The sequence below is a fragment of the Bradyrhizobium sp. PSBB068 genome (assembly GCA_016839165.1).
GTDB lineage: Bacteria > Pseudomonadota > Alphaproteobacteria > Rhizobiales > Xanthobacteraceae > Bradyrhizobium.
Window position 1 is genome coordinate 4,279,359 of record CP069300.1, and the last position, 22,939, is coordinate 4,302,297.

General features: G+C 65.4%; 19 protein-coding genes. 7 read left to right on the top strand and 12 right to left on the bottom strand.

Features of this window, described 5'->3' with window-relative positions; translation table 11 throughout:
- The 7 genes from fdrA to JQ507_19955 all read right to left on the bottom strand — a co-directional run bounded on the left by fdrA (position 1) and on the right by JQ507_19955 (position 8,740).
- Positions 1–1,509 (bottom strand): acyl-CoA synthetase FdrA, encoded by a 1,509-nt coding sequence (gene fdrA / locus JQ507_19925; GenBank protein QRI67259.1) that lies wholly within the window; start codon positions 1,507–1,509, stop codon positions 1–3.
- Positions 1,506–2,756 carry a DUF1116 domain-containing protein gene (locus JQ507_19930; GenBank protein ID QRI67260.1) on the bottom strand — a complete coding sequence of 417 codons (1,251 nt, stop codon included), beginning with the start codon at positions 2,754–2,756 and terminating at the stop codon, positions 1,506–1,508. Before JQ507_19930 ends, fdrA begins: the two co-directional genes overlap by 4 nt.
- A 10-nt stretch (positions 2,757–2,766) precedes the next feature.
- The gene (locus JQ507_19935) at positions 2,767–2,955 is read right to left on the bottom strand and encodes a hypothetical protein (protein QRI67261.1); all 189 of its coding nucleotides are present in this window, start codon (positions 2,953–2,955) and stop codon (positions 2,767–2,769) included.
- Positions 2,956–3,137: 182 nt separating this feature from the next.
- Positions 3,138–4,031, bottom strand: a complete 894-nt coding sequence (locus tag JQ507_19940) for a DUF2877 domain-containing protein (GenBank protein ID QRI73428.1) — start codon at positions 4,029–4,031, stop codon at positions 3,138–3,140.
- Between the two features lie 59 nt (positions 4,032–4,090).
- On the bottom strand, positions 4,091–6,625 hold the full coding sequence (locus JQ507_19945) for an ATP-binding cassette domain-containing protein (GenBank protein ID QRI67262.1): 2,535 nt from the start codon (positions 6,623–6,625) through the stop codon (positions 4,091–4,093).
- Positions 6,622–7,497 carry a branched-chain amino acid ABC transporter permease gene (locus tag JQ507_19950; protein ID QRI67263.1) on the bottom strand — a complete coding sequence of 292 codons (876 nt, stop codon included), beginning with the start codon at positions 7,495–7,497 and terminating at the stop codon, positions 6,622–6,624. The genes JQ507_19945 and JQ507_19950 overlap by 4 nt, the downstream gene beginning before the upstream one ends.
- Positions 7,498–7,537: 40 nt before the next feature.
- Entirely contained in the window at positions 7,538–8,740 is a 1,203-nt protein-coding gene (locus tag JQ507_19955; protein QRI67264.1) for an ABC transporter substrate-binding protein, read from the bottom strand.
- Positions 8,741–8,882: 142 nt separating this feature from the next.
- Here JQ507_19955 and JQ507_19960 point away from each other — a divergent pair, with 142 nt between their 5' ends.
- From JQ507_19960 to JQ507_19970, 3 genes are all read left to right on the top strand, one after another.
- Entirely contained in the window at positions 8,883–9,854 is a 972-nt protein-coding gene (locus tag JQ507_19960; protein ID QRI67265.1) for a polysaccharide deacetylase family protein, read from the top strand.
- Between the two features lie 17 nt (positions 9,855–9,871).
- Positions 9,872–11,074 (top strand): amidohydrolase family protein, encoded by a 1,203-nt coding sequence (locus JQ507_19965; protein QRI67266.1) that lies wholly within the window; start codon positions 9,872–9,874, stop codon positions 11,072–11,074.
- Between the two features lie 160 nt (positions 11,075–11,234).
- Positions 11,235–11,972: a TetR family transcriptional regulator gene (locus JQ507_19970; GenBank protein ID QRI67267.1), complete on the top strand. Its 738-nt coding sequence runs from the start codon at positions 11,235–11,237 to the stop codon at positions 11,970–11,972.
- 43 nt (positions 11,973–12,015) lie between these two features.
- Here JQ507_19970 and JQ507_19975 read toward each other — a convergent pair whose 3' ends face one another.
- From JQ507_19975 to JQ507_19995, 5 genes are all read right to left on the bottom strand, one after another.
- On the bottom strand, positions 12,016–13,608 hold the full coding sequence (locus JQ507_19975) for a gamma-glutamyltransferase family protein (GenBank protein QRI67268.1): 1,593 nt from the start codon (positions 13,606–13,608) through the stop codon (positions 12,016–12,018).
- Between the two features lie 179 nt (positions 13,609–13,787).
- Entirely contained in the window at positions 13,788–14,675 is an 888-nt protein-coding gene (locus JQ507_19980) for a 2-hydroxy-3-oxopropionate reductase (protein ID QRI67269.1), read from the bottom strand.
- A gap of 23 nt (positions 14,676–14,698) precedes the next feature.
- A complete protein-coding gene (gene hyi, locus JQ507_19985) occupies positions 14,699–15,484 on the bottom strand; it encodes a hydroxypyruvate isomerase (protein QRI67270.1) in 786 nt (261 codons plus the stop codon).
- A gap of 39 nt (positions 15,485–15,523) precedes the next feature.
- Positions 15,524–17,311, bottom strand: coding sequence for a glyoxylate carboligase (gcl, locus tag JQ507_19990; protein QRI67271.1), 1,788 nt, complete (start codon positions 17,309–17,311; stop codon positions 15,524–15,526).
- 181 nt (positions 17,312–17,492) lie between these two features.
- A complete protein-coding gene (locus JQ507_19995; GenBank protein QRI67272.1) occupies positions 17,493–18,341 on the bottom strand; it encodes a helix-turn-helix domain-containing protein in 849 nt (282 codons plus the stop codon).
- Between the two features lie 230 nt (positions 18,342–18,571).
- Here JQ507_19995 and JQ507_20000 point away from each other — a divergent pair, with 230 nt between their 5' ends.
- The 4 genes from JQ507_20000 to pyk all read left to right on the top strand — a co-directional run bounded on the left by JQ507_20000 (position 18,572) and on the right by pyk (position 22,601).
- Positions 18,572–18,985 (top strand): CBS domain-containing protein, encoded by a 414-nt coding sequence (locus JQ507_20000; GenBank protein QRI67273.1) that lies wholly within the window; start codon positions 18,572–18,574, stop codon positions 18,983–18,985.
- 77 nt (positions 18,986–19,062) lie between these two features.
- Complete coding sequence (locus JQ507_20005) at positions 19,063–20,079, top strand: 2-dehydropantoate 2-reductase (GenBank protein QRI67274.1); 1,017 nt, start codon at positions 19,063–19,065, stop codon at positions 20,077–20,079.
- Positions 20,080–20,084: 5 nt separating this feature from the next.
- Complete coding sequence (locus tag JQ507_20010) at positions 20,085–20,867, top strand: fumarylacetoacetate hydrolase family protein (GenBank protein QRI67275.1); 783 nt, start codon at positions 20,085–20,087, stop codon at positions 20,865–20,867.
- A 318-nt stretch (positions 20,868–21,185) separates the two neighbouring features.
- Positions 21,186–22,601, top strand: coding sequence for a pyruvate kinase (pyk, locus tag JQ507_20015; GenBank protein QRI67276.1), 1,416 nt, complete (start codon positions 21,186–21,188; stop codon positions 22,599–22,601).
- The last annotated feature ends 338 nt before the right edge of the window (positions 22,602–22,939 follow it).

The window sequence follows — 22,939 nt, forward strand, 5'->3', positions numbered from 1 at the left end:
CTATCTCCCCGCATTCTGCACGATGGCGACAGCAAGCTCGCACGCCTGCGCGTTCGACGGCGCAACGACGAATCCTGCCTGCTCGAGTTTCCTGACCTGCGCGGAGCGCCCTTGCGGATCCTGTTCCGTGCCGACGACGGACGCGACCAGGACAGGTGCATCCTGCCCACGATCGGCAACGATCTTGGTCAGATGCTCGGCGGGATCGGCGTGCGCGCCATAGCCGAGCACGAGATCGAGCAGGATCACCGAAAGATCGTGGTTCTTGAGCGCGGCGCGCAACGCATCGTCGCGCACCGACGGGTCGATCATCGGATGCGGCCGGCCACGGGTATATTCGTCGTCGCCAAGGTCGATCAGCCGGTCCCGTCCATCGTTCGGTTCGACGCCGAGCTTCAGCACGCCGGGGATGGCGGCGTTCGACGCCACCTTCCGGCCTGCGGCCGCGAGGATCACCTGGGCTTCGGCACACAACGTACCGCCGGCGAACAAACCTTCGATGCCGCCTCGACCGTTCCGCGGAAGCCGTGACGCAACAGCGTTCGCATCGAAGCCCGCCCCGATCTGCCGGCGTCCCAGTGCCAGCTCCGCGGCGCCCTTCAGCGTCGGCGAGAACCGGGCGTTCGGCGGGAGCTGGACCTCAGACGCACCGATGAAGCACACCGTGTACGACTTCCGGCTTCTGCCGATCCGCTCGAGGACGGCCTTCGCGACATCGGGATGCGGCGGCTTCGAGATCAGCACCACGTGGTCGGTTTCCGGATCGGCATCGAATGCATCGATCGCCATCAGCGTGGTGATGCCGCCGATATCCTTCTTCAGATCGCGCCCGCCGACCCCGATGGCGTGGGAGATTCCCGCGCCGGCTTCCGAGATCAGGCACGAGACCTCCTGCGTTCCGGTCCCCGACGCGCCGATGATGCCGATCCTGCCGCGCCTGATCTTGTTGGCAAACGCCAGCGGCGCGCCGCCGATCACAGCCGTTCCGCAATCAGGTCCCATCATCAGGAGGCCGGCCGCCCGCGCCTGCTGCTTGAGCGACAATTCGTCCCCGAGGGATACGTTGTCGCTGAACATCAGGACATGCAGGCCGCGATTGAGCGCCTTGCGCGCCTCGGCGGCGGCGAATTCGCCGGGAACGGAAATCAGCGCAAGATTGATCTCCGGCCTCGCCTTGACAGCGGCCGCGATCGAGTGCGGCCGCCATGCGGCCTGCGCCTCGCCCTGGGTCTTCGGCTTGTCGAGCGACCTGATCGCAGTGTCGAGCGCTTCGCGGGCGGCGGGCTCGGACTCGGCCTTGACCGCGATCACGAGGTCATTGCCCTTGACCGCAATACCCTCCTCCAGCAGCCCCGCATTGCGCATGATCGCAGCGTTCGACGGCGTTCCCATCATCAACGCAGCCTCGATCACGCCGGGCGAGCCGGCCACCTCACGCGACAGCCGCATCAGCGCGACCGAGTCGAGATAGAATCCCTTGCGTACCTCGTTCAGGACAACGACGTTCATGACACACCCAAATCCTTGGCGATCGCGACGATCGCCTGCTGGAAGCACGCTAGCGGCGCCTTGACCACGCCGGCACCGACCTGGCCGATGCCGGGCTCGCGATGCGCGATGCCGGTGTTGATGACGGGCACCACGCCGGAATCGACGACCAGGCGGATATCGATGCCGGTCGGCACGCCCGCGAAGTCCATCGCGGCGATGGTCCATTCCGGATTCTGCGCGACCGTGATCTCGCCCATCGAGCGGGTGAAGTTGCCGGCCTCGGATGGCGCACCGGCACCGACGAATCCGGCGACGGCCGGCGCCGCCGCCATCGCAAATCCACCGAGACCGATCGTCTCGACGATCGCGGAATCGCCCATGTCCGGATTGGCGTCCTTCTCGGAATAGCCGGCGAAGTACAGGCCTTCCGGCATTTCGACCGGCGCGGTGAACCACTGCTCGCCGAGCCCAGAGACGCGGATGCCGAAATCGGTGCCGTTGCGGCACATGGTGGTGACGATGGTCGAACCGCGAATGCCGTTGGCGGGATCGGTGATCGCCTTGCCCATCGCCATTGCGATGTTGAGGAAGAACTGATCGTTCTGCCCGATGAACGCGAGGCATTCGGCGAGCACGGCGTTGTCCGTCGAGGTGCGCGCCATCCAGGGCGCGATCTCGCGCAGGAAGACGCTCGAGCAGGCGAGATTGCGCTGATGCAATTCGTCGCCCATCGACAAGCCGCGCGCGACGATCGATTTGAGGTCGATGCCGCCGGCGGCACGGATCGCCTTGCCCAGCGTCGGCCCGAACACGTCGCGCAGCCAGGCGAGCCGCTTCAGCACGCTCGCGTCGTTGCCGCCGAAACGCATCACCTTGCCGAGCCCCTCGTTGATCGCGCAATAGGCGCGGTTCGCGAAGCGCGCGTTCTCGACCACGAACAACGGCATCGACATCGTCGTCATGCCGGTCATCGGGCCGACCGCCCCGAAATGGTGGTTCGGGTGAAATTCGATCTCGCCGCTGGCGGCGAGCTTGGTCGCCGCCAGCAGATCCTTTGCCCAGCCCTCGAACACGATGGCGCCGGCGACCGCACCGCGCATCGGGCCGCACATCCGGTCCCAGGAAATCGGTGGTCCGGCGTGGAGGATCATCCGTTCGCGCAGGCCCGGGATCAGTTGACGGGCGGGAACGATGTCGATCAGCCGAGGCTCCCCTTCGAGAATCCGGGTGAGCGCCTGCTGGTTTGCGTCCTCGATCAGCTTCATCGGTGCGCCCTCACACACCGAGCTTCGCGAGCAGGGCCGCCATCTGCGGATCGCCGCCGGCCGAAGGTTTCCAGTCGACGTGAACGACGCTGATGTCGCAGTCGCGAAGGTCCTTCACGAACCCCTCGAGCCCGACATTCACGACCTCGACCTTGCGCGCCAACAATTGCTGATACTGCGGCCTATCCTGATCCGTCATCGTCTCCGCCCTAACAAAGTTCGTTTTCGTTACGTCGAACTAATAAGAAAACACTTACTTAGTCAAGACCGGATTCTCGGGAAATGCGAAATCTTCGATGCGAAGGAAATTCCGCTAAAAAAATGCTCCGAACTTCGTTCGGAGCAGTCTGGGAGAACTCGAAATTCTAATCGGTGACGGCGTCAGCGTCCGCGTAGTTCGTGGCGCAGCACGATCAGACTGCCCGCGAATGCATCCTGGCCGGATGTATGCCCGATCGCCGAGAGCGCCGTGAGCGCGCGACGAAATCCGGCGCGCTCGCCGCTCATCGTTGCATGAATGGCGTCGTGCAGCGCTGCTGCGCCGTACCCCAGCGCCGCCGCACGCAAATGGATTCGGCTGATGTCATTGGTGCCGTCAAGCAGCGCGCGGCATCGGTCCCACAATGCGTCGCGACATTCGGTGCGCCCCAGCGCAGCCAGCGCGATCAGCGCGCCGCCGATCAGATCATCGCCGGACGGTGTCAGCCCCGGCCCGAGACCGATCAAGCTGCCAAGCCCCGACTCGCGATCCGCATCGGGCGCGCCGGACAGGATTTGCTCCAGCGCAGCAAGACCGGGCATCGCAGCGCGAACGAGGAGAGACGCATCGCCTGGAACACGTCCGGAGCCGACCACGGCGAGACCTTCCGCAATCAGTTTACCGCCCCACACCGCATCGACCGCATCAAGCCCGCGTTGCAGGCTGCCGATCGACCAATGGGGTGCGGCGCGCGGCGCCCAGACGGACCGCGAAGCAAGATTCGCCAGCGGCACGCCTGCGATCCACAGCATGGAGTCGGCGACCCGCACGGGATCGCCGACCACAAGTCGCGGCCATCGGAAATCACCGAGGACATGCAATGGACCCGATCCGATGCCGGCCTGTCCGACGCAGATCCAGATCCCGTCGATGACGGCGTAGAACGAACGTTCGAACGCGGCGACGACCTGCCCAGCGGCGCGATCGCGAAGCGCCCGGTCGGCAAGCAGCCCCACCTCCACACGATCGCAGACGGACGGTGCGGGCCCGGGACGCCGCTCGTCTCGTGCTCCCATGCGACCGGCCTGCCTTCCGTCAGCTTCGCGGCCTCCGACCAACATCCGCCCTCGCCTCCTCAGCGTGCCTGCGCCGCGAAGCGCTGCGCTGCGCCGGCCTGGGCCTCGCCGCCCAGATAGGCCGCCTCGAGCAGCGGATCCTCGGCAATGATGTCGGCGGGGCCACTCTTCAGGATCGAGCCGGTCTCCAAGAGATAGGCCCGGTCGGCCAACGCGAGCGCGTGGCCCGCCATCTGATCGACCACCATGATGGTCATGCCCTCGCTGCGCAGCCGCTCAAAGGACGCAAACAATTCGTCGACGACGAGCGGGGCGAGGCCGAGCGACGGCTCGTCCAGCATGAAGATCTTCGGCCCGGTCAGCAGTCCGCGCGCCACCGCGAGCATCTGCTGCTCGCCGCCGGACAACAGGCCGGCGCGCTGGTCGATGCGCTCCTTCAACCGCGGGAAGCGCACGAACATCGCCTCGATCTCAGCATCGAGGTCGAGGCCCTTGCGCGCATAGGCGCCGAGCTCGAGGTTCTGCTTCACCGTCAGTTCCGGAAACACCTGCCGTCCTTCCGGCACCAGCACAACGCCCGAGCGGGCACGCACATGCGCGGGCATCGTGTCGATGCGCGTCTCGGCGAGCCGGACTTCACCGATGGATCGCGGCGGTTCGAGACCGGCGATCGACCGCATCAGGGTGGTCTTGCCGGCGCCGTTGGCGCCGAGCACGGCAACCGCCTCGCCGGGCGCGACCACCAGATCGATCCCGTTCAGGGCGCGCGACAGGCCATAGAACGAATCGAGTGCCTTGACCTCGAGTGCGGTGCCCTGCCGCGCCGGCCGCGGCGCGCGGCTCTGCTCACCCGGCGAGGCATCGCCCAGATAGGCCTTGCGGACCGCCGGATCGTTGCGGATCGCCGTTGCATCGCCGATCGCGATGCGCTTGCCGCCGTCGAGCACGACGATGAGATCGCTGAGCGACATGATCATCGGCATGTCGTGCTCGACGATGATGACGGCGATCCCGAGATCGGCGATCCGCCGCAACAGTGCGGTCAGGCGCTGCTTGTCGCCCTTCGAGAGACCCGCCGCGGGCTCGTCGAGCAGCAGGATGCGGGGCCGCAGCGCCAGCGCACGTGCGATCTCGACCAGCCGCTTCTCGCCATGCGACAGCGAATCCGCAAGCCGGTCGACGTCGCCGTCGACACCGGCAAAGCGCAGCAGGAGCCTGGCGAATCCCTCGGTCTCCGCGTTGCGCAGCGCAGAGACAAGACCGCCAAGACGGCCGACCCGCTCGGCGAGCAGGATGTTCTCCAGGATCGTGAGTGAGCCGAACAATTGCGTGGTCTGGAACGTGCGCGCCACGCCGACCCGCGCCAGCAGATGCGACGTCATGCCCGTGACATCGCGATCGCCGAGCATCACCGTTCCCGCCTGCGGCCGGTAGAAGCCGCAGAGCAGGTTGAGCGCGCTGGTCTTGCCGGCGCCGTTGGGACCGATGATGCTGGTGACGGCGCCGGGCGCCGCCCTAAACGACACACCCTGCACGGCACGCACGCCGCCGAACGAGATCGAGAGATCCGTCACGTCGAGCCCCGCCGCGTTGTGCGTTTCGAGGATCGCCGCATCGACATGCGCCGCCGCGATCGCGGGCTCCGCGACGGGCTTGCGCGCCGGCCGGAATTTTGCCGCGAGCTGCTCCACGAGGCCGACGATGCCGGAGGGGGCGGCGCGCAGCACGACGAACAGCAACACGCCGAAGGCCAGCAGGCGATACTCGGCGAGATCCGACAGCGCTTCCGGCAGCAGCACCACCAACGCGGCGCCGATCACCGGGCCGAGCGCGGAGCCGGCGCCGCCGACCATCACGCCGAACAGCAGCAGCACCGATTGCAGGAACGGAAACGAGCTCGGGCTGATATAGCCCTGCAGCGGCGCGAACAGCGCGCCGGCCAGCGCCATCGCTGCGGCCGAGATCACGAAGGCCACCGCGCGGACCTGCACCAGGTCGATGCCGAGCGAGCGCGTCGCCACCTCGGTGTCGCGGGCGGCGCGCATGGCATAGCCCCAGCCGCTGCGCTTCAACCGCTCGAACAGGAACAGGCCGGCAAACACCAGCACGATGCCCGCGATAGCCAGCGAACGCTCCGACAGCGCATAGCCGAACACGCTCGGCGGCGCGCTCAGCATCAGGCCGTTGCCGCCGCCGGTGAGATCGCGCCACTCGATCGTGACATGTTCGACAATGAAACCAAAAGCAATCGTCACCATCGCCAGATACGGCCCACGCACGCGCAGCGCCGGCAGCGCAAGCAGGCCGCCGACGATGCTGACCAGCACGATGGCGCCCGCCGTCGCGGCGAGGTAGGGCCAGCCGGCCTTCTCCATCAGCAGCACTGTGGTGTAGGCACCGATCGCCATGAAGCCGATATGGCCGAGCGATATCTGGCCTGCGAGGCCGAGCAGGACGTTGAGCCCGATGCAGGCGATCGCGGTCAGCGAAATCGTCGCGATCAGGAACACGGCGTAGCTGTCCGCGACCGCGGCATAGAAGATAGCAATCGCGAATGCCGCGACCGCGACCAGAAGGGAAGCGCGAGAGATCATACCTTCTTAACTCCAGCTCGGCCGAGCAGCCCGTGCGGCATGATGACGAGGATGACGATGACGGACGCGAACGTGATGATCTGGGTGTAGACCGACCCGAGATAGTTGGTCGCGAACACCTCGATCAGGCCAAGGCACAGTCCGGCCAGCATGACGCCCCAGGCGCTGGCGAGACCGCCGATGATCGCGGCGGCGAACGCCTTGATGCCGAACAGCGTGCCCATCTCCGAGGAGACGTTGAGCAGCGGCGCAATCAGCAGCGCGGCGACGCCTGCCAGCATCGCCGACACCGCGTAGCTCGCGGCGATGGCGCCGCTGACATTGATGCCCATCAGCCGTGCGGCATTGGGATTTTGCACCACCGCAAGCATCGCGACGCCATGCCGGGTGCGGCGGCTGATCAGATGCAGGGCCAGGGCGAGCAGCAGGCCGACCACGGGAATCAGGAGCTGCAGCGGGTAGACCCCTGCCCCTTCCACGATCTGGATCGGCTTGGCCGCGAGCACCGACGGGAAGCTGCGCGGCTCCTTGCCGAACACGAACAGCATCACGTTGTCGACGATGATGCCGACCGCAACCGTCGCCATCAACCAGTTGTCCGACCCGCGCTGCACGAACGGACGAACCGCGTAGCGCTCGATCAGAACGCCGTAGACGGCGCAGACCAGCAGCACCGCGGGGATGCCGATCGCGGCCGGCCAGCCCCACACGACGAGGAAGAAGTATCCGGCAACGGCCCCCAGGGTCATCGAGCTGCCCTGCGAAAAGTTGACCGTGCCGGACACGGCGTAAGTGACGTGAAAGCCCAGCGCGAGCAGACCGTACATGCTCCCCAGCGCCATTCCGGTTATTATCGCCGAAAGAAACGACATCGATGATCACCCCGATCTGCTTGCTGGACGACCGCTGCCGTCAGTTCTTGAATGGCAGGATGTGGTTGTCTTCGAAGTGGGCCCAGATGTAGTCCTGCGCCGTCAGCGCATCGTGCTTGTCCTGGGCGAACGGCTTTTCATAGGTCTTGATCAGGCCTTCCAGCCGGTCGATCCCGTAGAAGCCGTCACGAATCGCGGTCGGATCGGTGCTGCCGGCCTTCTGGATCGCACCTGCGATCACCAGCACGCTGTCATAGGCATTGGCGAAGCCGACCGCCGGGGTCACGTCCGCGGGCCCCTTGATGTCGGGATACTTCGCCTGCAGCTCGGCGAGCACGCGCTTGCCGACCGGCGAGAGGTTGCCGAAGAAGCTGTAGGTCTGGACGAACACGACGCTCTCGGCGCTCGGCCCGGCAAGCTCGGTGAAGCGGCCGCCGGCCGGTCCCCAATGCGACACGATCGGCGGCGACCAGCCCATCCGATCGAGCGACTTCACGACCTGCGAGGATGGACCGACATTGCCGACCAGGAACAGGGAATCGGCGCCCGCCTGCTTGAGCCGGGACAATTGCGCGACGACGTCGACATCGTTCGCCTCGAACTTCTCGACGCCGGCCGGTTCGATCCCGGCGGCCTTCAGCGCGGCGCGCAGGCCGTGCTCGTTCGATTCGCCCCAGGGATTGTTGACGAGGATGAGGCCCGGCTTCTTGGCCGCGAAGGTCTTGCCGGCGAACGCGACGATCGCCTTGTCGACCTCGTCGTCCATCGCCGAGACGCGGAACACGTAGTTGGACGCCGCGCCGTTCTGCGTGATGTTGGTTCCGGCGGCCCATGGCACCACGAACGGCATCTTGACGTTGTTGACAAACGGCACGATCGCAAGCTGGACCGGCGTATCGAGACCGCCGAGCAAGACCGCGACCTTCTCGCGCTGGATCAATTCGCGCGCCGCGGTCAGCCCCTTTGCGGGATTGCTTTCGTCGTCACGGCGCACCAGCTCCAGCGGCCGGCCGAGCACGCCGCCCTTCGCGTTGATCTCCTCGATCGCAATCGTGGCGCCGCGGGTCAATGCTTCGCCGGCGCGGGCCGACTGCCCCGACAGCGCCGTGACCAGGCCGATCTTGATCGGGTCGGCCGCCTGCGCGCGCTGGGCAAACGGCAGCGAACCGACGAGAATGGCGAGCGCGCCCTGCAAGACAACGCGGCGGCACAACCCGGTAATGGGGGTACAAGCGTGGTTCATTTCTGCAATTCCTCCCGCTCCGACGGCTCCCTTGCCGCCCCTGGTCCGCGGCCGCCGTTTCCGCGGCCTTGACGGAAGTAAAAACTTTCTTCACAAATTGGCGAATGTCAAGCGGCCGATCGCGCGCCGAATGGAGATTGCGATGCAGCGGGAGATTGGAGCGGAACCGGAACGAGCCGTGCTCGGCGATGCAACATCTGCGCAACCACCTGATCCGGCGCGCGGTCTCGTCTCTCATGACCGCTACCGCTACAGCGCGATCACGCGCCGTCCCGATTTCGTCTGGCCGAACGGCAAGCGGCTGGCGGTCTACATCGCGCTCAACCTCGAGCACTTCGCGTTCGGCGACGGGCTCGGCGCCGAGCTCTGCCCGGGCGGCCCGCACCCGGACGTCCTCAACTACGCCTGGCGCGACTATGGCAACCGGGTCGGCGTGTGGCGGCTCATCGATCTGTTCGACGAACTGAAACTGCCGCTCTCCGTACTCGCAAACAGCAGCATCTATCACTATTGCCCGGAAGTGATGGACGCCTTTCGCGCGCGCGGCGACGAGGTGGTCGGCCATGGCCGGACCAATTCCGAACGCCAGGGTGTGCTCTCCCCGGCCGATGAGCAGCGACTGATCGAGGAGGCGACGGATGTCATCGCGCGCGCCGAGGGACGGCGGCCGCTCGGCTGGCTCGGTCCGTGGATCTCGCAATCCGCCGTGACCCCGGACCTGCTCGCCGAAGCCGGCTACCACTACCTGCTCGACTGGTGCATGGACGATCAGCCGGTGTGGTTCTCGACACGGGGTGGCGGACGCATCCTGTCCGTCCCATATCCGCAGGAACTGAACGACATCCCCTCGATTGTCGGGCGCAAGGACAGCGGCGAGCAGTTCGCGACCATGATCGCGGACAGTTTCGAGGAGATGCTGGCGCAGTCCACCAAGCAGTCACTGGTGATGGGCATCGCGCTGCACCCCTACCTGGTCGGCCAGCCACACCGGCTGCGGCCGCTGCGGCGCGCCCTGCAGGCGATCGTCGCAAGGCGCAACGACATCTGGATCACCACCGCGGGCGAGATCGCGGCATTCTCTCGCGCCCTGCCCGACGGCATCGTGCCGACATAAGAAACTGGAGACCTCAATTGACCGCCATCGACACACTGTTCCAGAACGCGCGGCTGACTGATGGCCAGCTGGTCGAAATCGCCGTCAGCGGCGGCAAGATCGTTGCGATCTCGCCGTCCCGGCAAAGTTACGGCGCAGTCGGCGACACCCATGATCTTGGCCGGCGCCTGGTGCTTCCCGGCATGGTCGAAGGTCATATCCACCTCGACAAATGCTTCATCGGCGACGACTGGAAGCCGCATCGGCCCTGCACCGCGGGCTTCAGCGTGCGCGAGCGCGTCAAATTCGAGAAGGAAGCGCTCGCCGGCGCCAAGCCGATTTCCGTTCGGGCAGCAGCCCTGATCGATCTTTGCGTCTCGCAAGGCACGACGCACATGCGCAGCCACGTCGATGTCGACGCCGCGGTCGGCCTGCAGCATTTCGAAGCGATCGCAGCGGCACGGGAGGCGCATCGCGAGAAGGTTTCAATCCAGATCGTCGCGTTTCCCCAGAGCGGCATCCTGACCTCGCCCGGAACAGCCGCATTGCTCGAAGACGCAGTTCGCGCCGGCGCCGACCTGATCGGCGGACTTGATCCCGCAGGCCACGATGGAGACGCCGCCGGCCATCTCGACGTCGTCTTTGGCATCGCGGAGCGGCATGGCGTCGGCATCGATATTCACCTGCATGACGGCGGTCTGCAGGGCATCGCGGAGATTGAGGAAATCGCGCGACGGACCAAAGCGTCGGGGCTTGGCGGCAAGGTCGCGATCAGTCATGCCTACGCGCTCGGCGAAGTGGCCGCTGACGTCGCTCAACGGACCGCGCAACAGCTCGCCGAATCCGGCGTCGCCATCTTCACCAATGCGCCGGGCTCGCACGCATTTCCGCCCGTGCTGCTGCTTCGCGATGCCGGCGTCAATGTGTTCTCCGGCAACGACAACATCCGCGATTCCTGGTGGCCCTACGGCGACGGCGACCTGCTCGAACGCGCAATGATGGTCGGCTATCGCTCCGGGTTCAACACCGACGATCAATTGGTCGCGGCCTTCGACATGGTGACGGCCAACGCGGCGCGTGCGCTCTGCCTCCGGGATTACGGCCTCACGGTCGGCGCGGCGGCGGATTTCGTCGTGCTGGATGCACGGCACGTCCAGGAAGCGGTGGTCGCGCGTCCGAAGCCGCGCGACGTCTACAAGGCCGGCCGGCTCATCGCCCGTGGCGGCGTGGTGGTGATCTAAGGCGCCCGGAAGCAGTGAACAGGGAGGAATCGCCCTTGACGAACAGCCGCAATGCCGATCTCAATCCGGGCTGCTTGCGCCGGGAACCGGACCGCTGCCCTTTGTGGCCTGATGCGGCCGTGCCTTGCGTGACTACCCGAGCCCAGGCAAGGTTGACGCCGTGACAGAGACGACAGCACAGACCAGCCCCACCCGCAGCACGACCCGCGGAAAACGTCCGCGCGACTCCGCGCTCACCAAGGAGGCGATCCTGCGCGCGGCGACCTTCGAGTTCTGCCACAATGGCCTCGGGGGTGCACGCGTGGAGGCCATTGCGCAGCGCGCCAAGGCCAACATGCGCCTGCTGTACGCCTATTTCGGCGACAAGAACGGGCTCTACATCGCGGTCCTCGAGGACGTCTACACCGAGATCCGCGCCGCCGAACAGCAGCTCAAGCTGGATGATCTCGAGCCGATCGCCGCGATGAGCGAGCTGATCGATTTCACCTTCACGTTCTTCGGGCAGCACCAGAACTACATCGCCCTGATCAACACCGAGAACCTTCAACGCGGGCGCAACATGCGCAAGTCGCGCAAGATCGCCGATCTCACTCTGCCCCTGGTCGCAAGCATCGAAAGCATCCTGCGGCGCGGTGTGGCGGCGGGCCTGTTTCGCAGCGACGTCGATCCGATCCAGCTCTACGTCTCGATCACGGCGATGAGCTATTTCCACGTGTCCAACCGCTACACGCTGTCGGCGATGTTCGACCGGGACCTCGGCGATCCGGACTGGCTTGCGCTGCGGCGCGAGCATGCGCAGGACATGATCCTGACCTGGCTGACGGCGCCCGTTGGGGAACGCAAGTCAAGGTCTGCGGGATCGAAGGTGACCGCGCAACCCCGCAAGCCGTCGCGCTAGCGGGCGCGGCGCACGATACGGCATCGTGCGCCGGGAATGCGGCTCAGCGGGTCGCAACGACACCGTCGCTGCGCGGATCGCTGGCCCCTTCCATCAGGCCATCCGGATGCCAGACGATCGCGCCGGCGTGTCCCATGAACTCCTCGAACGGGCCGGTCACCTGAATGTCGTGGCCGAGCGCGCGTAGCCGCTCGATGATCGCCGGGTCGAAGCGGGATTCGATCTTCAGATTGTTGTTTTCCTCGCCCCAGGTGCGACCGAGCAGCCACCGCGGCGCGGTGATCGCTGATTGCAGCTCCTGGCCGTGCATGGCGTAGCGGCTGAAGATCGCGGCCTGGGTCTGCGGCTGCCCCTCTCCGCCCATCGTGCCATACGAGATCAACCGCCCATCGCCGAGTTCGGCCATCGCCGGCTGGATCGTGTGGAATGGCAAGCGCCCCGGGTCGAGCCTGTTGGTATCGCTCTCGCCGAGCCCAAAGCTCGTCCCGCGGTTTTGCCAGGTGACGCCGGTCTCGGGCAGGATGACGCCCGAACCGAACTCCCAGTACACGCTTTGAATGAAGCTGACGCTGAGCCCATTGCGATCGGTCGCAGCAAGCCACACCGTGTCGCCCTGCTTGGACGGATCGGGCCACGGCGCAGCGCGGCTATTCGATACTGTTTGATGCAGCGCGGCCAGCGACTGCTCGGACAGGAATTCAGCGGCCGCGCGCTTCATGTAGTCGGGATCGGTGACATGGCCGTTGCGAATCCGGAACGCGGCCTTGGTGCATTCGACGAGCCGGTGCAGATGATCGACGCCGTCGGCCTCATCAGCGATGCGCCGGGCATAGAGCGCCAGGATCAGCAACGAGGCCAGCCCCTGCGTCGGCGGCGGCATGTTGTAGATCTTGTGTCCGGACACCTCGACCGAGAGCGGCGTCACCAGCGACGCCTGATGCCGTTCCAGATCGGCCAGCCGCAGCGGGCTGCCCGCCCGTTCGAGGTCGGCCGCCATCGAGCGCGCCAGTTCGCCGTGATAGAAATCAAAGAGGCCCGCTTTGGCCAGCCGCCGCAACGTCTCGGCGACGCGAGGCTGGCGCAGCCGCGCACCGACCGCAAGCGGCGCGCCTTGCGGCAGATAGACCTCGGCATAGCCGGGCACGTTTTCGAGCTCGTGCCGCTTCTTGCCGATGTTTTCATGCAGCGTGCTGGTGACGGCGACGCCGTCCTCAGCATGGCGGATCGCGGGCTCGAGCAGCCGCGCCAGCGGCAACCGGCCGTCATGACGATCGCGGCTGAGTTCATAGGCCTTCTGCCAGCCGTCGACGGTGCCGGCGACGGTGAGCGCAGCGAGCGGGCCGCGGCCGGGAATGCTGCTGCAACCGCGCGCGCGATACCAGTCGCGATCGGCGGCCATCGCGGAGCGTCCGCAAGCCTGGATCCCGACCGGCGGAGAGCCGGCGCGACCGACGAGCCAGAAGCTGTCGCCGCCGAGTCCGTTCATGTGGGGATAGACCACGGCAATCGTCGCCGCCGAGGCGATCATCGCCTCGATGGCATTGCCGCCTTCCGACAACACCGCGAGTCCAGCCTGCGCCGCGAGGTGGTGCGGCGCGGTCACCATGCCGCCATAGCTTCGCTTTGTCTGCAACATCAGCCCGTTTCTCCAAGGCCGGTATGTAATAATATTTTTACTTACCGTGTCAAGGAGCTAAAGATCCTTCCCTCGGATGCAGGGGTTCGTCGCCTGGCGCGACGCCCCCTCACCCGCCGGACCAGCATGGCATCGCCGGAGGCTGGCCGTTGAAGTTCATCCATTGCCCCGGGTGAGGCTCAGGCAGCCGCGACCTCGTGGCCCGCCATGACTTCCAGCGCCTTCAAGATCGCCGAATGGTCCCAGGCTTTGCCGCCGAGCGCGGTACAGGTGTTGAACAGCTGCTGGGCAGCTGCCGTACCTGGCAGCGACAACCCGAGTGCCCGCGCGCCTTCGAGCGCAAGGTTGAGATCCTTCTGATGCAGCTCGATGCGGAAGCCTGGATCGAAGTTGCGCTTGATCATGCGGTCGCCATGCACCTCGAGGATCCGGGACGAGGCGAAGCCGCCCATCAGCGCCTTGCGCACCAGCGCGGGATCGGCGCCCGCCTTGGAGGCGAACAGCAGGGCCTCGCTCACCGCCTCGATGGTCAAAGCCACGATGATCTGGTTCGCAACCTTGGTGGTCTGGCCGTCGCCATTGCCGCCGACATGGGTGACGTTCTTGCCCATCGTCTCGAACACCGGCTTCATCGCATTGAACGCCCGCTCGCGCCCGCCGACCATGATGGTCAGGCTTGCCCCCTTGGCACCGACCTCGCCACCGGAGACCGGTGCGTCGAGATAGTCGGCGCCGAGCGCATCGATCTTGCGGGCGAACTCCTTGGTCGCCAGCGGCGAGATCGAGCTCATATCGACCACGATCATGCCCTTGGAGACGCCCTCCGCGACGCCGCCCTCGCCGAACAGCACGGCTTCGACATGCGGCGTATCCGGCACCATGATAATGACGGCGTCCGCCTCCTGCGCGACTTGCTTGCCGGACTCGCAGGCGATGCCGCCGGCAGCAATCAGCTCCGGCGCGAGCGGCGTGACGTCGTGCAGGAACAGGCGATAGCCCGCTGCCAGGAGGTGGCTCGCCATCGGACGTCCCATGGTGCCGAGCCCGATGAATCCTATGTCCTTCATTGTCGTCGCTCCTGTCCGCCGGATTAAGTCACGAGAGTGTGTGCGGCGTGCCAGGCAAGGCTCTCGAGCGTGGTCGACCGCGGCTTGTATTCGCATCCGATCCAGCCCCGATATCCGATGCTGTCGAGATGCTTGAACAGATAGGGATAGTTGATCTCGCCGGTGCCCGGTTCGAAACGGCCCGGATTGTCGGCGAGCTGGACATGCGCGATCCGGCCGAGATGCTTCTGCAGCGTTCGTGACAGATCACCTTCCATGATCTGCATGTGATAGATGTCGTACTGGATGAACAAATTGGGTGAGCCCACGTCGGCAATGAGCTGCACCGCCTGTTCCGTCCCGCTCAGGAAGAAGCCGGGAATATCGAGCGTGTTGATCGGTTCGATGAGAAGCTTGATGCCATGCTGCGCGAGCGCGCCGGCAGCGAAGCGCAGATTGGGCACCAGGACTTCGCGCAGCTCCGCCGCGTCCGCGCCAGTGGGAGCGATGCCGACCAGGCAGTTCAGCTGCCGGCAGTCCAGTGCCTTCGCGTAGTCGATCGCGCGCACCACGCCGTCGCGGAATTCATCGACCCGGTCGCGCAGGATCGCAATGCCCCGCTCGCCGGCAGCCCAATTGCCGGCCGGCAGATTGTGCAGCACCTGGGTCAGCCCAGAGCGCGCCAATTCCTCGCGCAACGCGCCTTTCTCGAACTCGTAGGGAAACAGATACTCGACAGCATTGAAGCCGGCGGCCTTGGCGGCTGCGAACCGGTCGAGGAACGGCAGCTCGTTGAACAGCATGGTGAGATTGGCGGCAAATTGAGGCACGGGTCGGATCTCCGCTTGGGGCAGCGCTGGATGATGTCGTCAGGCCGGCAACAGCGTGCCGGTTCGTTGTGCGCTCGGCACGTCATCGAGCGGAAGATCGAGCACCTCCTCGAATTCGACGATGTTGTCGATCTCCGTTCCCATCGCGATGTTGGTGACCCGCTCGAGGATGAACTCGACCACCACGGGCACGCGGTGCTTCACCATCAGCTCGCGCGCTGTCGCGAATGCGGCCTGCGCGTCGTTCGGATCGGTCACGCGGATCGCCTTGCAGCCCAGCCCTTCCGCGACGGCCACATGGTCGACGCCGTAGGCGCCGATCTCGGGCGCGTTGATGTTCTCGAACGAGAGCTGGACGTGATAGTCCATGTCGAAGCCGCGCTGCGCCTGCCGGATCAGCCCGAGATACGAATTGTTCACGACCACGTGGATGTAGGGCAGATTGAACTGCGCCCCGACCGCGAGCTCCTCGATCAGGAACTGGAAATCGTAGTCGCCCGACAGCGCGACGATGTCGCGGTCGGGATCGGCGGCGCGCACGCCGAGCGCGGCCGGCAGCGTCCAGCCGAGCGGACCGGCCTGCCCGGCGTTGATCCAGTTGCGCGGACGATAGACGTTGAGGAACTGGGCGCCCGCGATCTGCGACAATCCGATCACAGTCACGTAGCAGGTGTCGCGGCCGAACGCCTTGTTCATTTCCTCGTAGACGCGCTGCGGCTTGATCGGGATGTTGTCGAAATGGCTCTTGCGCAGCATCGAACGCTTGCGGTCGCGACAGGCTGCGGGCCAAGCCTGCCGGTCGCGCAGTCTGCCGGACTTCCGCCACTCGCGGGCGACGCTAACGAACAGTTCCAGCGCGGCCTTGGCGTCCGACACGATACCGAGGTCCGGATTGAAGACCCGCCCGATCTGCGTCGGCTCGATGTCGACATGGACGAATTTGCGACCCTTCGTATAGGTCTCGATCGAACCGGTATGCCGGTTGGCCCAGCGGTTTCCGATGCCGAGCACGAAATCGGATTCGAGCATCGTGGCGTTGGCGTAGCGATGGCTGGTCTGCAGGCCGACCATGCCGGCCATCAGCGCGTGATCATCGGGAATCGCGCCCCACGCCATCAGCGTCGGGACCACCGGCACGTTGACAGCTTCGGCGAAGGAAACCAGGAGCTCGGATGCATCAGCGTTGATCACGCCGCCGCCGGCGACGATCAGCGGCCGCTCCGCGGCGTTGAGCATCTCGAGCGCCTTCTCGACCTGCTTGCGCGTCGCCGTCGGCTTGTAGACCGGCAGCGGCGAATAGGTCTCATCGTCGAACTCGATCTCGGCCAATTGAACATCGAGCGGCAGATCGATCAGCACCGGTCCCGGCCGCCCCGAGCGCATGACATGGAAGGCCTGGCTGAACACCCGCGGCACCAGCGCCGGCTCGCGCACCGTGACGGCCCATTTCGTCACCGGCTTTGCGATCGCCTCGATGTCGACGGCCTGGAAATCTTCCTTGTAGAGCCGCGCTCGCGGCGCCTGGCCGGTGATGCAGAGGATCGGAATCGAATCCGCGATCGCCGAATAGAGGCCGGTGATCATGTCGGTTCCGGCGGGGCCCGACGTGCCGATGCAAACGCCGATGTTGCCCGCGTTCGCCCTGGTATAGCCCTCCGCCATATGCGAGGCACCTTCGACGTGCCGCGCCAGAACATGCCGGATCGAGCCGTTGCGCTTCAATGCGGAGTAAAGCGGGTTGATCGCGGCGCCGGGAACGCCAAAAGCGCAAGTGATCCCCTCGCGTTCCAGTATGCGGACTGCCGCATCCACCGCTCGCATCTTCATCTGATGATCCCGCTTCGCTTGAGTTGGCCTGAGCAGGATCATCAGCGCCACGACCATCGATCTCAACGCAATCGACGGGATTTTCCGCGCTGTGGCAGCGCTCGCGATTTCTTGCCTGTCTCCAAGCGATTAGCACCGGCGACGCAATGGAAACCGGCAACGACGGGAAAGCCGGCGGGCTTCACGCCTGCGGCTGCGCAGGGCTGCTGCCGCGCAGCTCCGCCGTGAGCTCGGCTGCGATCTTGTGCACGGTGGCTCCGATCTCCGGCAGGCGGTCGTCCGTCATCCGATCCGCCATGCCCGACACCGAGACCGCAGCGAACGGCTCGCTGCAATCGTTGAAGACGACCGCGGCCACGCAGCGCAGGCCGAGCCGGGCCTCTTCATCGTCCACCGCATAGCCCTGGCGCCGCACGATCTCCAATTCCCTGAACAGCTCACCCGGTCGAATGATCGATTTTTCGGTCAGGCGCGGCATGCCGCGACGGCGGATGATCGCAGTGACATCGGCATCGGAATAGGCGGCCAGCACCGCCTTCCCTACTCCCGAGGCGATCAAGGCGACGCGTCCGCCGACCTTGGTCAGCGAGCGCATGATCTCCCGGCTTTCGATACGGGATACGACGATGATGGATTCATCATCGACCACCGCAAGATTGGCGGTCTCCCTGGTCTGGTCGCGCAGCTTGCGCAGATAGGGCAAGGCCCGCGCGGAAAAATTGCGCCGGCGCATGAAGGTCGAGCCGACCACGAAGCTCTGCGCACCGATATGCCATTTCGACTCCTCGCGGTCGAACTGCACGAACCTGCGGTTCTCCAGCGTGGTCAGCAGCCGATGCGCCGTCGACGGCGGCAAGCCGATGCGGATCGCAAGATCGGTCAGCCGATAGCCTTCGTCGTCCTCGGCAAGCGCTTCCATGATTTGCAGCGCGCGATCGACGGATTGCACGCCGCCGTCTCGCGCGTCCGGATCCGGCTGTGCACGAACATCGGGATCGGACGGCTTGCGGCGGATCGGCTCTCTTTTCATGACGACCTGCCCCCAACCGGTTGTGGTTCAGAACGAAATCGCTCGCCGGAAACGAGCGTCAGAGTTGGCATATGGCATGCCAAACGACGTCGGAGTCAAGGCGACAATACTGGCAAGTAGGTCAGCATTTTTGCCGTTCTTATCGAAGTAGGCTTCAATTCTTCTATTTGACTTCTGGAATAATGTATACCAAGATTGTTCCTTAACAACCCAACCGGGAGGACCATATCATGTTCGTTGGGGACATCCTTCGCACCAACCGTGCGCCCGCGGTGACGATCGGCTCAAGCGAAACCGTGAGCATCGCGGCCAACCTGATGTACGCCAGCAATGTCGGCGCACTCGTGGTCAGGAACGTCTCGCGCAGCGTCGACGCCGCCGTCGTCGGAATGTTCAGCGAGCGCGACGTGGTCGCCGTGATCGCCGAGCGCGGCACTGGTGGCCTTGCCGCAAAAGTCGCGCAGTTCATTTCGCCGCGGCCGTTGGTGTCCTGCACGTCGCAACACAGCCTCACCGAGGTCGAGCATATGATGGGCCGTCACGACGTCCGCCATATCCCGGTCATCGACAACGGCCGGCTCGTCGGCGTCGTGAGCATGCGGGACATCAGCCTCGCGTTCGAGGAGGCCGACTGCGCGGCCTGACCGACATCTAAGGCATTGCCACCCGTTTCGAGCCGTTGCGGCTCGAGCCGTGTCCCCATTCTGCTCGCGAGGATTTCATGAAGATCTGCATCTACGGCGCCGGTGCCATCGGCGGCTATCTCGGTGTCGAATTGATGCGCGCTGGCGCCGATGTCAGCTTGGTCGCACGCGGCGCGCACCTCGCCGCGATGCGACAGAACGGCTTGAAGCTGCTGATCGGCGACGAGGAGCGCGTGGTGCATCCTCGTTGCACCGATAACCCCGCCGAACTCGGCGAGCAGGATTTCGTCATCATCTGCCTCAAGGCGCATTCGATCACCGGCGTCATCGAACCGATGCGGCCCCTGCTGGGTGAGCGGACTCGCATCGTCACCGCCGTCAACGGCATTCCCTACTGGTATTTTTACAGGCATGGCGGCCGGCACGAAGGATCGACGCTCGAGAGCATCGATCCCGGCGGACGGCAGTGGAGCGAACTTGGCGCTGCCCGCGCCATCGGTTGCGTGGTGTACCCGGCCACCGAAATCGAGGCGCCCGGCGTGATCCGCCACGTCTACGGCAACAACTTTCCGCTCGGCGAGCCTTCCGGCGAGATCACGCCCGACGTCCAGCGGCTGTCCGATCTGTTCACCTCGGCGGGCATGAAGGCGCCGGTGCTCGACCGCATCCGCGACGAGATCTGGCTCAAGCTGTGGGGCAATGTCTGCTTCAACCCGATCAGCGCCCTCACCCACGCGACCCTCGACGTGATCTGCAGCAATCCCGGCACCCGCGCGCTGTCCCGGGCGATCATGCTGGAAGCGCAGGCGATCGCGGAAAGCCTCGGCGTCAAGTTCCGGGTCGATGTCGAACGCCGCATCGAGGGCGCACGCAAGGTCGGCGCACACAAGACCTCGATGCTGCAGGATCTCGAGCGTGGACGTCCCGTCGAGATCGATCCGCTGATCACCGTGGTGCAGGAGATGGGCCGGATGACCGACATTGCGACGCCCGCCCTCGACGCGGTGCTGGCGCTGGTGGCGCAGCGCACCAGGCTGGCCGGCCTCTATGACGGGGCGGCCGGCGCCGAAGCACAATCGCTTGCGGTGGCGTGATCGTGATGGCCAATGTGACGCGCTGGGTCCGCTTTCGCCACGATGCCGAAATCGGCTACGGACAACTCACTTCGTCCGGCATCGCCGTGCACGCAGGGGAGATGTTCGGCGACACCCGACCGACCGGACAGACGTTGACGCTCGACGAGGTCGAACTGCTGGCGCCGGCTCAACCAAGCAAGGTCATCGCGCTCTGGAACAATTTTCACGCTCTTGCGGCGAAGCTGAAATCACCTGAGCCGCCCGAACCGCTGTACCTGCTGAAAGCGGTGACAAGCGTGACCGAGCCCGGCGCCGTGATCACGCGCCCGGTCGGCTACGACGGCAAGACCACCTACGAAGGCGAGCTCGGCATCGTCATCGGCAAGCGCTGCACGGCAGTCGCCCCCGAACAGGCCGACGCCTTCATCTTCGGTTACACCTGCACCAACGACGTCACCGCCGCGGATATCCTCAATCGCGATCCGACGTTCCCGCAATGGGCGCGGGCCAAGAGCTTCGACGGATACGGCCCCTTCGGTCCCGTCATCGCCTCGGGCCTCGATCCCGCGCGCCTCGTGGTTCGCACCATCCTCAACGGCGTCGAGCGCCAGAACTACCCGATCGCGGACATGATCTTCAGCGCGCAGGCGCTGGTCAGCAAGATCTCGCACGACATGACGCTGTTGCCGGGCGACCTCATCTGCTGCGGGACTTCGATCGGCGTCGGCGTGATGAAGGAGCCGGTCAATACGGTCACCGTCGCGATCGACGGGATCGGCGAACTGACCAACGAATTTCGTCAGTAGGCGGCGGCAGGACGACGGCCTGACGCCGGACCAAACGACCAACAGCTGCTTTGGGAGCGCACATGATCTCCAGCACGAAACCGGCAACGTCGCCAGGCGGGCCTGGGTGCTGAACGCATTCGCCGCGTCTGTCGTCATGCTTTATGCCGCGGCCATTGTCGCGGGCATCGGCGCCGGCGCTCGCGCAAAGCTGGTCCTCGGCGGAATACCGGAGGCATCGGCGTCTTACGATAGTCTCAAGAAGACGCCATAATACGAGACCTATCGGCCGGCGCCTCACGATTGATTGCAGCCGGCAAGCCAGCAATGAGGTGACCCATGCGTCGTCATCGACGGGCCAAGATCGTCGCAACCGTCGGCCCCGCGAGCAGTTCTCCCGAGATGCTCAAGGCACTGCTGCTGGCGGGCGTCGATACATTCCGCCTGAATTTCAGTCACGGAACCCAGAGCGACCACGCGACCGTCCACGCCGCGATCCGGAGACTGGAACAGGACGTCGGCCGTCCGATCGGCATTCTGATGGATCTTCAGGGCCCGAAGATCCGCGTCGGCACCTTGCGCGACGGCAAGATCAGCGCGGCGGCCGGAGAGACCATCCGGTTCGTGCTGTCCGGGTCGGATGGCGACCGATCGGCGATTCCGCTGCCGCATCGGGAAATCTTTGCGGCGGTGGCTCCCGGCCACGACCTTCTGATCGACGATGGCCGGGTGCGCGTTCGCGTCATTGGTCTCGGTGACGATTTCATCGAAGCCAAGGTGATTGTCGGTGGCACGATCTCGAACCACAAGGGCGTCAATCTGCCGGGGACGGTGCTCGATCTTTCGCCGCTCACCACCAAGGACCGCCTCGATCTGGAGTTCGGCCTGAAGCTGGGCGTCGACTGGGTCGCCTTGTCGTTCGTGCAAAAGCCCTCCGACATCATCGAGGCGAGAAGCCTCGTCGGCGACCGCGCCGGCCTGATGGCCAAGATCGAGAAGCCGGCGGCGCTCGAGCGGATCGACGACATCATCCAGCTGTGCGACGCCATCATGGTTGCGCGCGGAGACCTCGGCGTCGAAATTCCGGATGAGGACGTGCCGGGGCGTCAGAAAGAGCTGGTACGGGCGTGCCGTCTCGCGGTGAAGCCCGTGATCGTCGCCACGCAAATGCTGGACTCGATGGTCGCCGCGCCGACTCCGACGCGCGCGGAGGTCTCCGACGTTGCGACCGCGATCTACGACGGCGCAGACGCAGTGATGCTGTCGGCGGAATCCGCGACGGGCCGCTATCCGCGCGAGGCCGTCGAGATGATGGATCGCATCATCCGCAGCACCGAACAACACAAGATGTATCGCTCGATCGTCGAGGCGACCCAGCCCGGCGAGGAGCAGACGCCGCCGCATGCCGTCGCGACGGCCGCTGCGGACCTCGCCTCCGTGGTTCACGCCGCGGCCATCGTGGCCTACACGTCGAGCGGCACCACCGCCGCGCGCGTCGCACGCAAGCGGCCGAGCCTGCCGATCCTCGCCATCACTCCAAGCCGCGAAGTGTCCCGCCGCCTGTGCCTGCTGTGGGGGGCTCACAGCGTCCTTTCCGACGATGTCGGGAGCTATGAGGAGATGGTCGAGCGCGCGACGGCCCTCGCGCGTGCAGAGCAGTTTGCATCAAGCCGCGACCTGCTGGTCGTCGTCGCCGGCATTCCCTTTGGACAAGCGGGAAGCACCAACAATCTGCGGGTCGTTTCGCTCCCCTGATCGAGCGGCGCCCGAAACTCAGGGCATGGCGCCAAACCAAATCACGAGCGCGAACATCACCAGCAGGGCGACGGTGATGATCGCTTCGCTCGTGGGTATTCGCTTCATGGGCAGCCTCCGCGCGCGGGAGCGGGATGCTGCGACGGGGCGGTGGTTCACATCAGCAAACACCGCCCGCTTAAAATGCATGCGGACGGCGTCGGCTCTAGCCCCAGGAAGGAAATGCAAAATCCCGGTAGCGACTAGGTCTACACATCGGGGCCGAAAGTTCACGTGACGATCGGGATACTCCAAAGGGTGTAGGGATCGCCGACCGCAAAGGACGTCATTGAACCTAT

What these genes read in the sequence shown, in the direction of transcription:
- fdrA (QRI67259.1), bottom strand. Translation starts at nt 1,509, where the DNA reads ATGAACGTCGTTGTCCTGAACGAGGTACGCAAGGGATTCTATCTCGAC.
- JQ507_19930 (QRI67260.1), bottom strand. Translation starts at nt 2,756, where the DNA reads ATGAAGCTGATCGAGGACGCAAACCAGCAGGCGCTCACCCGGATTCTC.
- JQ507_19935 (QRI67261.1), bottom strand. Translation starts at nt 2,955, where the DNA reads ATGACGGATCAGGATAGGCCGCAGTATCAGCAATTGTTGGCGCGCAAG.
- JQ507_19940 (QRI73428.1), bottom strand. Translation starts at nt 4,031, where the DNA reads ATGGGAGCACGAGACGAGCGGCGTCCCGGGCCCGCACCGTCCGTCTGC.
- JQ507_19945 (QRI67262.1), bottom strand. Translation starts at nt 6,625, where the DNA reads ATGATCTCTCGCGCTTCCCTTCTGGTCGCGGTCGCGGCATTCGCGATT.
- JQ507_19950 (QRI67263.1), bottom strand. Translation starts at nt 7,497, where the DNA reads ATGTCGTTTCTTTCGGCGATAATAACCGGAATGGCGCTGGGGAGCATG.
- JQ507_19955 (QRI67264.1), bottom strand. Translation starts at nt 8,740, where the DNA reads ATGAACCACGCTTGTACCCCCATTACCGGGTTGTGCCGCCGCGTTGTC.
- JQ507_19960 (QRI67265.1), top strand. Translation starts at nt 8,883, where the DNA reads ATGCAGCGGGAGATTGGAGCGGAACCGGAACGAGCCGTGCTCGGCGAT.
- JQ507_19975 (QRI67268.1), bottom strand. Translation starts at nt 13,608, where the DNA reads ATGTTGCAGACAAAGCGAAGCTATGGCGGCATGGTGACCGCGCCGCAC.
- JQ507_19980 (QRI67269.1), bottom strand. Translation starts at nt 14,675, where the DNA reads ATGAAGGACATAGGATTCATCGGGCTCGGCACCATGGGACGTCCGATG.
- gcl (QRI67271.1), bottom strand. Translation starts at nt 17,311, where the DNA reads ATGAAGATGCGAGCGGTGGATGCGGCAGTCCGCATACTGGAACGCGAG.
- JQ507_19995 (QRI67272.1), bottom strand. Translation starts at nt 18,341, where the DNA reads ATGAAAAGAGAGCCGATCCGCCGCAAGCCGTCCGATCCCGATGTTCGT.
- JQ507_20000 (QRI67273.1), top strand. Translation starts at nt 18,572, where the DNA reads ATGTTCGTTGGGGACATCCTTCGCACCAACCGTGCGCCCGCGGTGACG.
- JQ507_20005 (QRI67274.1), top strand. Translation starts at nt 19,063, where the DNA reads ATGAAGATCTGCATCTACGGCGCCGGTGCCATCGGCGGCTATCTCGGT.
- JQ507_20010 (QRI67275.1), top strand. Translation starts at nt 20,085, where the DNA reads ATGGCCAATGTGACGCGCTGGGTCCGCTTTCGCCACGATGCCGAAATC.
- pyk (QRI67276.1), top strand. Translation starts at nt 21,186, where the DNA reads ATGCGTCGTCATCGACGGGCCAAGATCGTCGCAACCGTCGGCCCCGCG.